Origin of the sequence: Leifsonia shinshuensis (genome assembly GCF_013410375.1) — a bacterium.
Taxonomy (GTDB): Bacteria; Actinomycetota; Actinomycetes; order Actinomycetales; family Microbacteriaceae; genus Leifsonia; species Leifsonia shinshuensis.
Window position 1 is genome coordinate 1,846,357 of record NZ_JACCFL010000001.1, and the last position, 14,139, is coordinate 1,860,495.

At 70.8% G+C, this 14,139-nt stretch carries 17 protein-coding genes; 7 read left to right on the forward strand and 10 right to left on the reverse strand.

Annotated elements, in window-relative coordinates:
* Positions 1–189 precede the first annotated feature (189 nt).
* Positions 190–771 carry an exonuclease domain-containing protein gene (locus tag HNR13_RS09030; protein ID WP_179605441.1) on the reverse strand — a complete coding sequence of 194 codons (582 nt, stop codon included), beginning with the start codon at positions 769–771 and terminating at the stop codon, positions 190–192.
* Between the two features lie 155 nt (positions 772–926).
* Here HNR13_RS09030 and HNR13_RS09035 point away from each other — a divergent pair, with 155 nt between their 5' ends.
* From HNR13_RS09035 to HNR13_RS09045, 3 genes are read left to right on the forward strand one after another with little or no spacing between them, the layout of a single operon-like run.
* Positions 927–1,670: a class I SAM-dependent methyltransferase gene (locus tag HNR13_RS09035; RefSeq protein WP_179605442.1), complete on the forward strand. Its 744-nt coding sequence runs from the start codon at positions 927–929 to the stop codon at positions 1,668–1,670.
* A gap of 44 nt (positions 1,671–1,714) precedes the next feature.
* Positions 1,715–2,788: a redox-regulated ATPase YchF gene (gene ychF, locus HNR13_RS09040; protein WP_179605443.1), complete on the forward strand. Its 1,074-nt coding sequence runs from the start codon at positions 1,715–1,717 to the stop codon at positions 2,786–2,788.
* A 36-nt stretch (positions 2,789–2,824) separates the two neighbouring features.
* Positions 2,825–4,108 carry a hypothetical protein gene (locus HNR13_RS09045; RefSeq protein WP_179605444.1) on the forward strand — a complete coding sequence of 428 codons (1,284 nt, stop codon included), beginning with the start codon at positions 2,825–2,827 and terminating at the stop codon, positions 4,106–4,108.
* A 104-nt stretch (positions 4,109–4,212) separates the two neighbouring features.
* Here HNR13_RS09045 and HNR13_RS22020 read toward each other — a convergent pair whose 3' ends face one another.
* Both HNR13_RS22020 and HNR13_RS09055 read right to left on the reverse strand, forming a co-directional pair.
* Positions 4,213–4,608: a L,D-transpeptidase family protein gene (locus HNR13_RS22020; RefSeq protein ID WP_179605445.1), complete on the reverse strand. Its 396-nt coding sequence runs from the start codon at positions 4,606–4,608 to the stop codon at positions 4,213–4,215.
* A 314-nt stretch (positions 4,609–4,922) separates the two neighbouring features.
* Entirely contained in the window at positions 4,923–5,420 is a 498-nt protein-coding gene (locus HNR13_RS09055) for a DUF427 domain-containing protein (RefSeq protein ID WP_179605446.1), read from the reverse strand.
* A 35-nt stretch (positions 5,421–5,455) separates the two neighbouring features.
* Between HNR13_RS09055 and HNR13_RS09060 the strand changes: the two genes are divergently transcribed.
* Entirely contained in the window at positions 5,456–6,067 is a 612-nt protein-coding gene (locus tag HNR13_RS09060) for an LON peptidase substrate-binding domain-containing protein (RefSeq protein ID WP_246312737.1), read from the forward strand.
* A gap of 230 nt (positions 6,068–6,297) precedes the next feature.
* On the forward strand, positions 6,298–7,632 hold the full coding sequence (locus tag HNR13_RS09065; RefSeq protein ID WP_179605447.1) for a coiled-coil domain-containing protein: 1,335 nt from the start codon (positions 6,298–6,300) through the stop codon (positions 7,630–7,632).
* 145 nt (positions 7,633–7,777) lie between these two features.
* Here HNR13_RS09065 and HNR13_RS09070 read toward each other — a convergent pair whose 3' ends face one another.
* Both HNR13_RS09070 and HNR13_RS09075 read right to left on the reverse strand, forming a co-directional pair.
* A complete protein-coding gene (locus HNR13_RS09070; RefSeq protein WP_179605448.1) occupies positions 7,778–8,380 on the reverse strand; it encodes a hypothetical protein in 603 nt (200 codons plus the stop codon).
* 55 nt (positions 8,381–8,435) lie between these two features.
* Positions 8,436–8,978, reverse strand: coding sequence for a DapH/DapD/GlmU-related protein (locus HNR13_RS09075; protein WP_179605449.1), 543 nt, complete (start codon positions 8,976–8,978; stop codon positions 8,436–8,438).
* A gap of 116 nt (positions 8,979–9,094) precedes the next feature.
* On the opposite strand from HNR13_RS09075, the gene HNR13_RS09080 reads away from it, so the two are divergent.
* A complete protein-coding gene (locus HNR13_RS09080) occupies positions 9,095–9,661 on the forward strand; it encodes a GNAT family N-acetyltransferase (protein WP_179605450.1) in 567 nt (188 codons plus the stop codon).
* A gap of 93 nt (positions 9,662–9,754) precedes the next feature.
* On the opposite strand, the gene HNR13_RS09085 is transcribed toward HNR13_RS09080, so the two are convergent.
* From HNR13_RS09085 to HNR13_RS09105, 5 genes are all read right to left on the reverse strand, one after another.
* Positions 9,755–10,531, reverse strand: coding sequence for an ABC transporter permease (locus tag HNR13_RS09085; RefSeq protein WP_179605451.1), 777 nt, complete (start codon positions 10,529–10,531; stop codon positions 9,755–9,757).
* Positions 10,531–11,370, reverse strand: coding sequence for an ABC transporter ATP-binding protein (locus HNR13_RS09090; protein ID WP_179605452.1), 840 nt, complete (start codon positions 11,368–11,370; stop codon positions 10,531–10,533). The genes HNR13_RS09085 and HNR13_RS09090 overlap by 1 nt, the downstream gene beginning before the upstream one ends.
* Positions 11,367–11,744, reverse strand: a complete 378-nt coding sequence (locus HNR13_RS09095; protein ID WP_179605453.1) for a DUF1048 domain-containing protein — start codon at positions 11,742–11,744, stop codon at positions 11,367–11,369. The genes HNR13_RS09090 and HNR13_RS09095 overlap by 4 nt, the downstream gene beginning before the upstream one ends.
* 1 nt (position 11,745) lies before the next feature.
* Positions 11,746–12,075 (reverse strand): PadR family transcriptional regulator, encoded by a 330-nt coding sequence (locus tag HNR13_RS09100; RefSeq protein ID WP_179605454.1) that lies wholly within the window; start codon positions 12,073–12,075, stop codon positions 11,746–11,748.
* A 127-nt stretch (positions 12,076–12,202) separates the two neighbouring features.
* Positions 12,203–12,877: an alpha/beta hydrolase family protein gene (locus HNR13_RS09105; protein WP_179605455.1), complete on the reverse strand. Its 675-nt coding sequence runs from the start codon at positions 12,875–12,877 to the stop codon at positions 12,203–12,205.
* A gap of 149 nt (positions 12,878–13,026) precedes the next feature.
* Between HNR13_RS09105 and HNR13_RS09110 the strand changes: the two genes are divergently transcribed.
* Positions 13,027–14,094 carry an NAD(P)H-dependent flavin oxidoreductase gene (locus tag HNR13_RS09110; RefSeq protein ID WP_179605456.1) on the forward strand — a complete coding sequence of 356 codons (1,068 nt, stop codon included), beginning with the start codon at positions 13,027–13,029 and terminating at the stop codon, positions 14,092–14,094.
* The last annotated feature ends 45 nt before the right edge of the window (positions 14,095–14,139 follow it).

Genomic DNA, 14,139 nt, shown 5'->3' on the forward strand with positions numbered 1-14,139 from the left:
TGTTGCTATGTCTGGACATTAGAACGTGACGAGCGAAGTTGCAATGCTTATATTCCTGAGGTGTTCATGCCTGATCGGAGAGTGCGTCCACGGGCGGACAGGCCGCCCCGGCGCGCGGGTGCGCAGCGTGTCCGGTCGGACGGATGCGCGGAGGCGCGGTGCCGTTGTGCGCGGCGCCGTGGGGCGGGGCTACGCCGCTGCGGGCATGCCGATGCGCCCGATGCGGGCGCCGGTGAGGGCGGAGAGGTCCTCGATCGTCGCGGCCTCGTGGCGGCGCGCGGCGTGCACGACGATGGCGGCGCACGCCTCGGCGTCGGCGAGGGCGTCGTGGTGGTGGAAGTCCTCGAAGCCGGCCGCCATCGCGGCGACGGGGAGCCGGTACGACTCCAGGTGGTAGGTGCGGCGGGCGACCTGCAGGCTGCACAGGTAGCGGTACTCCGGGCAGGAGACGTAGGTGGCGGCGCACGCGGCGCGGATGACGCCCATGTCGAAGCCGGCGTTGTGGGCGACGAGGTGGTCGTCCTCCGCGAACTCCACGAGGTCGGCGAGCTGGTCGACCCAGGTCGCCGCGCCGGCCACGTCCTCCGGGCGGATGCCGTGGATGCGCACGTTCCATTCCTGGAACAGGTCGTGCCCGAGCGGCGGCCGGATGAACCAGCTCGCCCGGTCGACCACGCGGCCGTCCCGCACCTTCACCAGCCCGACCGAACAGGCGGACGCCGCAGAGGAGTTCGCGGTCTCGAAGTCGATGGCGGTGAAGTCCAGTGGCACGCCCGAATGCTCGCACGCCCCACCGACGTCACCCGCTACGCACCGCCGAGTACGCCCGAATTCAGCCGCAAACAGCCGAGTACGCGAATTATCTGCGTACTCGGCGGTTTCGCGGCTGAATTCGGGCGTACTCGTGGGGGGGTAGGGTCGCGGGTATGCGGGAGAGACGGGAGCGGGAGGCGCACGCGCGTGCGTTCGACCGCGCGGCGGACCTGTACGACGCGGCGCGGCCGGACTACCCGGCGGACGCGGTCGCCTGGCTCACGGAGGACGTGACCGGCCCGGTCGTCGACCTCGGCGCCGGCACGGGGAAGCTGACGCAGGCCGTGGTCGGGAGCGGTTTCGAGGTGATCGCCGTTGACCCGTCCCCGCAGATGCTCGGTGTGCTGGCCTCGCGCGTCCCGGAGGCCGACGCCCGGATCGGGGCCGGCGAGAGCATCCCGGTCCCTGACGCGAGCGCGGGGCTCGTCGTCGCCGCGCAGGCCTGGCACTGGGTGGACCGCGAGCGCGCCGTCCCCGAGGTCGCGCGCGTGCTCCGGCCGGGCGGCCGGATCGGGCTGGTCTGGAACGACCGGGACGAGAGCGTCGAGTGGGTCCGCGAGCTCGGCGAGCTGATGGGCGCAGGGGAAGCGCACTTCGGCGAGGAAGAGGAGCCGGCGGTGGGCGCGCCGTTCGGTGAGCTGGAGCGTCACGACGTGCGCTGGGTGCAGTCGCTCACGCTCGACGGGCTCCTGGACTTGGCGCGCTCGCGCAGCTACTTCATCACCAAGGACCCGGACGGCCAAGCCGCCGTCATCGCCTCGCTGCGCCGCCTGCACGCCGAGCATCCCGAGCTGGCGGGGACGGAGCGGATCGAGCTGCCGTACGTCACGCGCTGCTACCGGGCGACGCTGGGCTGACGCCGGGCGGCCGGTCGCCGTCGCCGCCCGTAGAATGGACGACCGTGGCTCTCACTATCGGTATCGTCGGACTCCCCAACGTCGGCAAGTCGACCCTTTTCAACGCGCTGACCAAGAACGACGCCCTCGCGGCGAACTACCCGTTCGCGACCATCGAGCCGAACGTCGGCGTCGTCAACCTCCCCGACCCGCGCCTGGAGAAGCTGGCCGAGCTGTTCGGCAGCGAGCGCATCCTGCCCGCGCCGGTGTCGTTCCTCGACATCGCCGGCATCGTGAAGGGCGCGAGCGAGGGCGAGGGCCTGGGCAACAAGTTCCTGGCCAACATCCGCGAGGCCGACGCCATCGCCCAGGTGGTGCGCGGCTTCTCCGACCCCGACGTGGTGCACGTCGCAGGCAAGGTGGACGCCGCCGGCGACATGGAGACCATCAACACCGAGCTCATCCTCGCGGACCTGCAGACCCTCGAGAAGGCGGAGCAGCGCTACGAGAAGGAGGTCAAGGGCCGCAAGCTGGAGCCGGTGGTGCTGGAGACGGCCCGCGAGGCGATCGCGTTCCTGAACTCCGGCAAGCCACTGTCGGCCTCCACCATCGACCTGGAGCCGATCCGCGAGCTGGGCCTGCTGACCGCGAAGCCGTTCATCTACGTGTTCAACGTGGACGAGGACGTGCTGACCGACGACGCCCGCCGCGCGGAGTTGGCCGCGCTGGTCGCCCCCGCCCAGGCGGTCTTCCTCGACGCCAAGCTGGAGTCCGAGCTGATCGACCTGGACGCCGCCGACGCCGCCGAGCTCCTGGCCTCCACCGGCCAGACCGAGAGCGGCCTCGACCAACTCGCCCGCATCGGCTTCGACACCCTCGGCCTGCAGACCTACCTGACGGCGGGCCCGAAGGAGTCCCGCGCCTGGACGATCCACAAGGGCTGGAAAGCCCCCCAGGCGGCCGGCGTCATCCACACCGACTTCGAGAAAGGCTTCATCAAGGCCGAAGTCATCTCCTTCGACGACCTCGTCGACGCGGGCAGCGTCGCCGAGGCGCGGGCGCGCGGGAAGGCGCGCATGGAGGGGAAGGAGTATGTGATGCAGGATGGGGATGTTGTGGAGTTCCGGTTCAACGTCTAGCTGACTCGCACCGCGCCCGGGCCGGAGGTCCCCTCGATGATTTCGCTGAAGCGACGCCTGTCGACCTTCGTCGCGCACCTCCTCGAGAAGAGCGCGTCCGCTCGCTGGATCCTGCTGAGCACCGTCCTCGCTGCCGTCGGCGTCGTGGGCGTCTTCGTCGCGATCCCGGCATGGATCAACTGGCTGCTCGCCGCGATCTCGCTGGTCCTCCTCGTGATCGATGTCCGGCGCTACCGGCTGGAGCAGCGGCGGACCACCTTCGTGAAGCGGCCGCTGGACGACTTCGCCGACGTGACCGCGAAGCTGGCCGGTGATGAGCGGTGGAACGTCATCCGCGTCCACGGGCAGACCTTCGTGCACGACACCGGCATGAGCCTCCGCATCGCCGAGGGGCGCCTGAAGGCGGTGGTGCAGCCGGAGCCGTATCAGCTTCCCCGCGACCTGAAGTCGCTCGGGGGCCGCTACCGCCGGGAGAGGATCGCCAAGGACAGCTCGATCTTCAACGGCCCCGGGCTCGGCTGGGCGAGCGCTGTGACCGAGCTGCCCGCCGAGGCAAGCACGGTGACGCTGGTCCGCGGCACCTTCTTCGACCGGCTCGCCTCGGACTACTTCGCCGCAGTCGACACGCGGCGCGACGGGTCGGACACGGTTCTCGCCGGACGGCGGCTGTTCGTCGACCGCCTGACGCGGCTTCGCGACTTCGATGTCAGCTGGCTGTTCAACGGCGTCGGGGTGAGCACGATCGCCGTCACCTCCGACGGCATGTTCGTCATCACGGAGCAGAGCGTGCGGAACGTCGGCGAGCAGGGTCTCCTCGCCCCGAGCGGTTCGGGCAGTCTCGAACCGAAGGATCTGGGAGGCGCCGCGTCGATGGACGTCGCGGAACTCTCGATCGCCGGCGCGAACCGCGAGTTGCAGGAGGAGGCGTCGATCGAGCCGGGAGACATCGCGTCGTCGTACTTCCTCGGCTTCGGCCGCTGGCTGAACAAGGCCGCGAGCCCCGAGGTGTTCGCTGTGACCTTCTTGAACGTGGATTCGCACGAGCTTCGGCGACGCAAGCGCCGAAACGAGGAGCGGGTGTACGTCGATGGCGTCTCGTTCGTCCGGCCGGCGCTGCCGCCGGACCGCTGGGATCCGTCGCGTGCCGAGCTGATCCTTCCCCCCGAGGAGCGCGGCCGAGTGTCCCTCCCACTCGGGGTGGCGCTGTCCCTCCTGGCACGTGAGGTGGGCACGGGGCCGCCGGAACTGGCGACCGAGCTCCGGCGACGGCTGGACGAGTCGTTCGTCGGCTACGAAGCAGAGTCGACGTCCCAGGGCTGACGCAGTCAGCCGGTGCGGGCCCACGCAGGTGTGCCTACCTGGAGGAACGAACAGCGCCCACCGCCGGGGACGCTCGCCGGCGGCGACGTCCGGACCTTGCGCCCTTAGTTCTCGACCGTGACGAGCGTGTCCACCTGCGCCCAATAGAACATCGTCGAGACCACATCAAGGCCGACGTGGACACAGCAATGCGAACCCTGGGTCGTGTAGAGCGGGCTGCCCAGCGGGAACGTCTGCCACGACGCATCGTGGAAGCCGCAGCCGCCGGCGGTGAAGGGCATCCAATACTGGACCGGGTCATTCCACTGGCCGTTCACGTCGCCACCGGAGAGCACCGTGTTCTGGGTCTTGTCCAGGATGTGGAAGGTGCCGATCGGAGTCGAGTCGTCCACGTTCGCGATCGCTGATGCGCCGGTGGTGACGGGCCCGTCGGTGTACAGGGCTTGACCGTCGCACGCATACAGGTGCTGCTGGCCGATGCTGACGATGATGTGCTTCACTCCGGGCTGGTTTCCCGCGCAGGCCGGAGAGACAGCAGGGGCCGGCGGCTGCGCCGGGAGGGCGATGGACACCGCGACCGGGAGGGGGACGGCAGGCACCGGAGCCGATGTGTGTTTCGGTGTCGGTCTCGGGGCGGTCGCTGCGACACTGCACCCGACCAGGGCCGCCAGGAGTGAGGTCGCTCCGGCGACCGCTGCACATCGTCGCAGGTTGATCATGAATGTCATGTGATGGTCCTCGCGAGAGCTCATCCGTACCATCAAGAGTCGACCCGTCGGTGTTCGACGTCAAGTGACCGGGGCGTTCCCGGCATTCACCACCACAGCGACCCCGGCACCCCCTTGAACGGCCCGACGACGGCGCTCGTGATCCAGCCGCCGTAGAACCCGCCGGGCTGCGGGGTGACGACCTCGCCGTCGACCGTGCACTCGTCCATCTGCTGCGCGTAGACGGCGACGCGGTCGCGGAGCGCCTCGAAGCCGGGCGACGGATGCGGGTAGTTCCACGCGCTGGCGGGCCGCACCTGGCCTCCGCCGCGCACGTCGAGATAACGCGCGGTGCCCTTGAACTCGCAGAACGACGAACCGTCGGCGTCGACCAGCGCGCCGGGCGCGAAGTCCGCAATGGGCAGGTAGTAGACCGGCGGATGGCTGGTCTCGAGCACCCGGACGACGTCGCGGGTCTCGACGATGAGCTGCCCGCCCAGACGGATCGTGACAGGCGCGGCGACGGGCTCGATGCGCGGCGGCCTCGGGTAGTCCCACACGGACTCCTGCCCCGGTCCTGGGATCTCGGGGCGCGGTCGGGGCACCTGTTCACTCTACGTCCGCGGTGCTTCACTGGAGTATGGCCGCCTCCCCGATGTTCCCGCTCGGATCAGTGCTGTTCCCGCACGTGGCCGTCCCGCTGCGGGTGTTCGAGCCGCGGTACCTCACGCTGGTCGGGCGGCTGCTCGACGAGGTCGAACCCGGGTTCGAGTTCGGCGTCGTCCTCATCGAGCGCGGATCCGAAGCCGGGGGTGGCGACCAGCGCGCGTCGGTCGGGACGATGGCGCGTCTGGTGAGCGCCGCCGCGGGCGCCGACGACCTGCTCATCGTCGGCGTGGGGACCCGGCGGTTCACGGTCGAGCGCTGGGCCGACGAGGACCCGTATCCCCGTGCCGAGCTGTCGACGCTGCCGGATCTGGAGTGGTCCGAGGCCCTCGCACCGCTGCGGGCGGAGGCCGAAGAGGTCGTCCGCCGCGTGATCGCCCGCGTCGCGGAGCCGCAGTCGGATGCCGGCGTCGAGCTGTCGGAGGATCCCGTCGCAGCTGTGTGGCAACTGGCGGCGATCGCCCCGCTGGGCGAGTACGACCGGTACACCCTGTTGAGGTCCACGTCGATGGGGGGTCTCCTGCGTCAGCTGATCGATCTGACGCTCGAGGCCGAGGAGCTCTGGGCCGCCGAGGGAGGCGTCTGACCACCGGGTCCTTCCGTCCGCGCCGGAGACCGCACCGCCACCGCGCACGTTCCGATGGGGTGGACGCGTCGATGCGACAGCACCACCTCCCCGGGTCCCGCTTCAGCGGCGACGACAGCTCGCACCAGTGGCAGCGGCGTGTTGCGGCGTGGCGCGGTCCTCTCGCGGGTTAGCGTCGGTGAACGGGGCCGCCCCCTCCGCACACGCTTCGACCACGATTCGGATACCGAATGTCTCCAGGCCGCTCGGCACTGTCGCCCTCCGTCGTTCGCAACTGGAGGCTGGTCGCCATCTGCGTCGTCGTCGCGAGCGTCGTCGCCTGGGGCGGGCTGGCCGCCCCGAAGGCGTACGCGGACAACTATCCGTCGTGGGCCGACGTGCAGGCCGCCCGGTCCAACGAAGCGGCCAAGCAGGCCGAGGTCACGGCGATCACGAACCTGGTCCAGACCCTCAAGACGCAGGTCAAGGCGGCCGAGGATCTCGCCATCCAGCGCGAGAAGGAGAACGAGGTCGCGCAAGCCGCGCTCGCCGTCGGCAAGGACAAGGCCGACCGCCTCGCCGCCCGATCGACCGCTCTGAAGGCCACGGCGGAGGCGTCGCGTCGGGAGGCCGCCGTGGTCGGCGAGAAGCTGGCCCGCTCCGGCGGCCCGGACCTCCTGGGCACGCTCCTCACCAGCAGCGCAGGGAACACGGACGCGCTGCTCTCCCGCCTCAGCAGCATGGGCAGGCTGACGGCCACCGTCAACGGCATCTACTCCAAGGCGGCGCAAGACGACAACCTCGCGAAGGCCGCGAGCGAGCAGGCCGCCTCCGCCAAGAACGAGCTCACCGTGCTCGCGGCGAAGGCGCAGGCGGAAGCGGAGAAGGCCGCCGCGGCCCAGAAGCAGATGATCGCGGCGCTCCAGGCGGAGACCGCCCACGAGGGCGAGCTCCAGGCGCAGCTCGCCTCCCTCACGAGCGCGACGCAGATCACCGAGCAGCAGTACCAGGCCGGGGTCGCCGCCCGGGCAGCAGCCGCGGCCGCCGCCGCCGCGGCAGCACGCGCTCGGGCCAGGTCCGGCGATGCAGGTCCGATCTCGTCCGACGCCCAGGCCCTCGCGCAGGAACTGATGGGGTACGTCGACTCCGGACAGCTCGTGGGCTCCTATCCCGACCACATCTTCGAGATCCGCTGGATCGCCGAGGGGCGCTCCGTGCCGAACTGCGGCATCGACACTTCGGTGCTCCAGGCGATGGTGATCGCCGAGCACATGTTCTCGAGCGTCGGCGTCAGCGACATCAACCGGCGCTGCACCGGCCAGATCGAGGGAGCCGGGATCTACTCCCAGCACTACATGAACGGCGGCGGCCACGCCGTCGACTTCTACAGCCTCGGCGGCCAGGGCACCAACGGCGCCGACAGCAACGCACTCGCCCTCATCCGCACGCTCGACAACTTCATGCCCTACGGCTCGGGTCTCGGGCAGCGGCAGTGCCGGCTGAACGCCGGCGACGAACCGGGCCTGCGCCACTTCCAGGACTTCTACGACACCTGCAACCACCTGCACGTCAACGACCCGATGTGACCGGGATGCTCGGCCGACGCTCGCGCGTGGCCGACAGCCGCGCTCCAGCGCAGGAGAACTCGTGCCGACGCGCTGCCGGCATCCTTCCTGACGCCGTTCGGAAGGAGATGCGCGACCGAGTCTCCTTCCAGCGCCGTCGCCCGAGCTACGGCTCCGTCGTCAGCGGCGCATCCCCGATCACGGTGTGCAACCAGATCCAGCTCCCGTTCGAGCTGCCCCGCACCAGATCCACGTGCACGGTCTCGTCCGCCCCGATCGGCCCGACGCCGACGTGGAGGGTGCGCGCCTGCGGCGTGTCCAGTGTCCAGGTCTGCGCCGCGGCCCCCGCGTTCGCCGACGCTTCCACCGTCAGCACCGCGCCGAGGTCGAGGAAGAACGGCGCCACCGCCCAGGCGAGGTCGTAGGAGCGCGGCTCCGTGATCCCGAAGTCGGCGGGCGTGAACCGCACCGAGACACGGAACCAGTCCGGCTGCTGGGCCGGGTGGACGTCCCACGAGTAGTAGAACGTCGGGTTCAGGTCGGGTGCGAAGAGGACGTCGCCGGTCGCGACCGCGGAGGGGAGGGTGAGGTCGAGGCCGGTGCCGAGCGTGTGGGCGGCGTGGCCGGCGTCGAGGGACGTGATCGTGCCGGGGTACTGGCCGAGGCCGGGCAGGCCGCCGAGCTGGCCGCGGAGGCGCTCGGCGAAATCGGCGAGCTCGGCGCGGTCGGGGCGCCGGGTCGCGCCCGATGAGGAGGGGATGCTGTTCATGGTGCCGCACCCTACGCCGCCGCCGGGCTCGTGGGGATAGGCGAGAAACGCCGGCTCAGAACTCCCGCAGCACCGTCGCCTTCGGTCCCGCCACCAGCGTCCCCGCCGGCACCTCCTCCGCCACGATCGCCCCGGCCGCGATCACGGCGTCGCGGCCGATGCTGACGCCGGGGAGGATGGTGGCGCCTGCGCCGATCCAGACGTTCTCCGCGACGTCGATCGGGCCTCCGGTCAGCCAGACGCGGCGGTCCTCGACGTCGACAGGGTGGCCGACGGTGATGAAGGTGACACGCGGCGCGACCATCACGCGCGGGGCGAGGCGGATGCCGGCATAGTCCAGGAACGTGCAGTTCTGGTTGATGAACACCCGCTCCGACAGCTCCAGGTTGAGGCCGTGGTCGGTGAAGAACGGCGGGTAGATGGTCACGCGCTCCGGCAGCGGGCGGCCCAGGATCTCCTCGAACAGCGCCGCCTTGCCGGCCTCGTCGTCGAACGGCAGCACGTTCAGGCGGGAGGTCAGCTCGGTCGCTCGGAGCACTCGCTCCGACATGGCCTGGAACTCGGGGGAGTGGATGCGCATCAGGAGGTCGCTCGGCATCCCACGATCCTCCCTCCGCGCCGCTCTGGCATGGGGCCGGACACGCCAGCGCGGTCGGGCCAGCCCGCTCCGCCGGACCGACCGGCGCTGTCGGACCTCTCGGGTAGCATCCCCGCATGGCCATCGAGGTGCTCCCCGCGACCGGGCGCTGGGACGATTTCGCCACGTTCATGGTGCCGCGGAAGGCCGGCGCGGGCGGTTGCGTGTGCATGTCCTACCGGGACGCGCGCCTGTCGATGCCGGAACGCGTCGACTACATGCACCGCGAGTGCTCCGCCGAGCCCGGCCCCGGCGTCCTGGTCTACGCCGACGGCGAGGTCGCGGGCTGGTGCTCGGTCGCGCCCAAGTCCACGTACCGGCGGCTGATGAACTCCCGCACCATCCCGCACCTCGACGAGGAGCGCGACCCCTGGTCGATCGTCTGCTTCGTGGTGCGCGGCGGGTTCCGCAAGCGCGGGCTGATGCACGACCTTCTCGACGGGGCGGTGGAGCACGCGAGGACGTCGGGGGCGGCGCTCGTGGAGGGGTACCCGGTCGAGACGCGGGGCGAGCGGGTGGACGTGATCAGCGGCTACGTCGGGACGGTCGAGCTGTTCGAGAAGCACGGGTTCGCGCGGGTACAGGAGACGGACGCGCACTCCGGCGGGGCGGTGCGGTGGGTGATGCGGCGCGAGCTGGACTGAGTCTCCGCTCACGACGACCCGCGATCAGCACGACGGCCGCCGACCCATTCCGGGCCGGCGGCCGTCGTGCCACCGAGGGGGAGGGCGGAGGACTCACCCCCGGCTGATCCGCCTCCGGTAGATCGCGGTGGCGAAACCGTAGGCGACCACCAGGATGCCGACGCACCAGGCGAGGGCGATCCAGATGTCGCCGGTGACCGGCTGCTCGGCGAACAGGGCCCGGATGGTGTCCACGATCGGCGTCACCGGCTGGTGCTCGGCGAACCAGGCGACCGGGGCCGGCATGGTGTTGGTCGGGACGAACGCCGAGCTGATGAACGGCAGGAAGATCAGCGGGTAGGCGAACGCTCCCGCGCCGTCCACGGTCTTCGCCGACAGTCCGGCGATCACCGCCACCCAGGTCAGCGCCAGGGTGAACAGCACCAGGATCCCGGCGACTCCGAGCCAGGCGAGCACGCTCGCGCCGGTGCGGAAGCCGATCAGCAGGGACACCAGCACCACGAGCCCGACCGAGATCATGTTGGACACGAGCGACGTGAGCACGTGCGCCCAGAGCACGCTCGACCGGGCGATCGGCATGGACTGGAAGCGCTCGAAGATGCCGCCCTGGAGGTCCATGAACAGCCGGTAGGAGGTGTACCCGATGCCCGACGCGATCGTGATCAGCATGATCCCGGGGAGCAGGTAGTTCACGTACGAGCCCGAGTCGGGGCCGGTGTTGATGGCGCCGCCGAGGACGAACACGAACAGCAACATGAGGGCGATCGGTGTGATCGTGACCGTGATGATCGTGTCCAGGCTGCGCGTGATGTGCTTCATGGACCGTCCGGTCAGGACGGTGGTGTCTGCGACGAAGTTCGCGGTGGACATCAGGACTCCTTCGACGGCTGCGTCTCGGCGGCCGCGGATTCGGTGGAGGGTGAGGCCGGCGCGGCGGCCGAGGCCGACGGGCCGACGATGGCGAGGAACACGTCCTCGAGGCTGGGCTGCTTCTCCACGTACTCGACCTGCGCCGGCGGGAGGAGCTGCTTGAGCTCGGCGAGTGTGCCGTTGGCGATGATGCGGCCCTCGTGGAGGATCGCGATGCGGTCGGCGAGCTGCTCCGCCTCGTCCAGGTACTGCGTGGTGAGCAGCACCGTGGTGCCGCGGCCGGCGAGGCGCTTGACGGTGTCCCACACCTCCAGGCGGGCCTGCGGGTCGAGGCCGGTGGTCGGCTCGTCGAGGAACACCACCGGCGGCTGGCCGATGAGGCTCATCGCGATGTCGAGCCGGCGGCGCATGCCTCCCGAGTACGTGCCGACCTTGCGGCCTCCCGCGTCGGTGAGCGAGAAGCGGGCGAGCAGCTCGTCCGCGATCCCGGCCGGGTTCTTGAGGTGGCGGAGCCGGGCGACCAGGATGAGGTTCTCCCGGCCGCTGAGGATCTCGTCCACCGCCGCGAACTGCCCGGTGAGGCTGATCGAGTTGCGGACCTCGTCCGGCTTGCGGGCCACGTCGAACCCGTTCACGGTGGCGGTGCCCTTGTCGCTCTGCAGCAGGGTGGAGAGGATCTTCACCGCCGTGGTCTTGCCCGCCCCGTTGGAGCCGAGGAGGGCGAAGATGCTGCCGGGCTGGACGTCGAAGTCGACGCCGCGGAGGACGTGCACGTCCTTGTAGGACTTCTCGAGGCCGCGCACCTGGATGGCGGGGCCGGTCGTGGTGGTGGTGCTCATGAGTTCTTCTTCTCCTGCGCTCGTTCGGCCGCGTCGACGGCCTCGCTGAGGCGGGCGCGCTCCTTGTCGATCCAGCGGGTGCCGACGTACGCCGCGGCGAACGCGTCGGCGAACTCGACCGGGTCGTCCCCGACGATGTCGCGGACCGCGGCGCCGTCGGCGGCAGCGCGCTCCCACAGCTCGACGAAGTCGGTCATCATCGTGAGGATGGTGTCGCCGTCGACGATCCCGCCGTTGTACATGAGGTAGCGGTTGAGCGCCTTCGCGACGCCGTTGTACGGCTCGGGGAGGGCGTCCAGCCGGTTCTTGATCTGCCGGTACTGCTTCTTCTGCTCGAGCGATCCGGTGACCAGCTCGATCCACTTCGGTGCCATTTCACTTTCCTCCGTCTCGGAGCTGTTCCAGTCGTTCTGCGAGGAAGCTCCAGGTCCTCCAGAACTCGTCCAGATATTCGCGTCCCGCTGCGTTGAGCGAGTACACCTTGCGGGGCGGCCCCTTCTCCGACGGGACCTTCTCGACATCCACTAGGCCCCGCTGCTCCACCCGGACGAGCAGGGCGTAGACGGTGCCCTCGGCGATGTCCTCGAAGCCCTGGTCGCGCAGCCACGAGGTGATCTCGTACCCGTATGCGGCCCGGCCGGACAGGATGGCGAGGACGATGCCCTCGAGCGTGCCCTTGAGCATCTCTGTGGTCTGCTTGCCCATGACACCCCTTCCACTACTCAGTGCTGTTGACTACCACTAGATAGTAACGCCGAGTACCGGTAGATAGCAACACTGAATAGTGGCTTTTTCCGATGGGGTCGGCGGAAGCGGGGAATGGCGCGGAGGTTCAGCGCGCGGACGTGGCGAGTACGTCGTCCACGAACGCGCGCGTCGTCGCCACCACCAGCTCGCGCACGTCGCGCGCGGTCAGCGGGGAGGCCTTCAGGGTCTTCATCCCGTGGTCGGCGCCCGCGACGGTCACGATCCGCACGTTCGCGTGGTCGCCGTCCGCGGCGTCCACTTCGGCGCGCAGCAGATCCGCGCCGCCGAAGGTGTCGCGGTCGCCCTGCAACACGAGTACGGGCACCGTGGGCGTCAGCAGCTCCTCCAGCCGGGAGGCCTCGGGGCGGCCGGGGGGATGCAGCGGGAACGCCAGGCACACGACCGCGGCGGCCCCGGTCGCATCGGCCGTCCGGCACGCGACGCGGGCTCCGGCGCTGCGGCCGCCGACGATCACCGGGACGCCGGCGGCGAACTCGGCGACGACCGGTGCGGCCTCCAGCCAGGCGGCGTCGAGCGCGGGCGGCCGGGAGGCCACCTTCTTGCCGGCGACCCGCCACGGCTGCTCGAAGCGCGCGACCGTCACGCCGAGCGCGGGCAGCTCGGACGCCAGTGCGGTGAGGTCGGCGGCGCCGATGCCGCCGCCGGCGCCGTGGCCGAGCCAGAGGAGCGCGCGGGGACGTTCCGCGGGCGCGACGACAAGGCGGCCGGGCCCGGCGGCGGTCGGAACGTCCACATCCACGCCTCGACGCTAGCGGGTGCGAAGCTGCGTGCGCATCCTCGGGCCGGCGGCTGGATGCGCGGATATAATCGTCCTACGCCTACAGTTGCGGATACGCAACTGTATCCGCGCGTCGTCGTCGTCGTCGTTTCAGGAGCGGAGTCCTGCGGATGAGTCTGAGCACCATGCTGGGGATCGACACGCCGATCGTCCTCGGCCCGTTCGGCGGGCTGTCGTCCGTCGCGCTGACCGCGGCCGTGAGCGAGGCGGGCGGCCTCGGTTCGTACGGGCTGTACGGCTTCGACGGCGCCCGCGTCCGGGCCGTCGCGGCGGAGCTGAGAGAGGCCACCTCCCGCCCGATCGCGCTCAACCTCTGGCTGCCGCACCGGGAGGCCGGCGAGCACGAGCAGGACGTCTTCGACCAAGCGGAGTTCGACCGGGCCGTGGCCGGGATGGCCGACCTCTTCGCCCAGGCGGGGGTGCTCCCGCCGGAGTGGCCGGTCGCGCCGCTCCCCGACTTCGAGGAGCAGCTGGAGGCCGCACTCGACGCCCGGCCGGCCGCGCTGAGCTTCGTGTTCGGCGTCCCCGCGCCCGACGTGATCGAGCGCGCGCACTCCCGCGGGATCGCCGTCATCGGCGCGGCCACGACGGTCGCGGAGGCGCGCGTGCTGGAGGCCGGCGGCGTCGACGCGATCGTCGCCTCGGGCGCCGAGGCCGCCGGGCACCGGCCGTCGTTCCTGCTGGAGGCCGAGCGCAGCCTGGTCGGCGGCCTGGCGCTGATCCCGCAGGTCGTGGACGCCGTCCGCGTGCCGGTCATCGCCGCCGGCGGCATCGCCGACCGGCGGCAGGTCGCCGCTGCGTTCGCCCTGGGCGCGTCCGGGGTGCAGGCGGGGACGGTGTTCCTGGCGACCGCCCAGTCGGCGGCGCCCGCCATCCACCGCGAGCGCATCCGCTCGGCGCTCGCCGCGGACACGGTGCTGACCCGGGCCATGAGCGGCCGGCTGGCGCGCGGCCTCCCGAACCTCGCCGTCCGGGCGATCGAGAGCAGCGGCTCCGCGGCGACCTTCCCGCTGCAGAACATCCTCACCGGCGTCTTCCGCCGCGCCGCGTCCGCCGCGGGCGACCAGCCCGAGCTGCTGTCGCTGTGGATGGGGCAGAGCGCCGGCCTGTCCCGGCTCGACGACGCGTCCGAGGTGTTCGCGGAGCTCGCGGCGGGGGTGCCGGACGCCGTCGGCTGACCCCGCAGGTGCGGACCGGGTGGTGTGCGCGCGGATCCGGGCGGC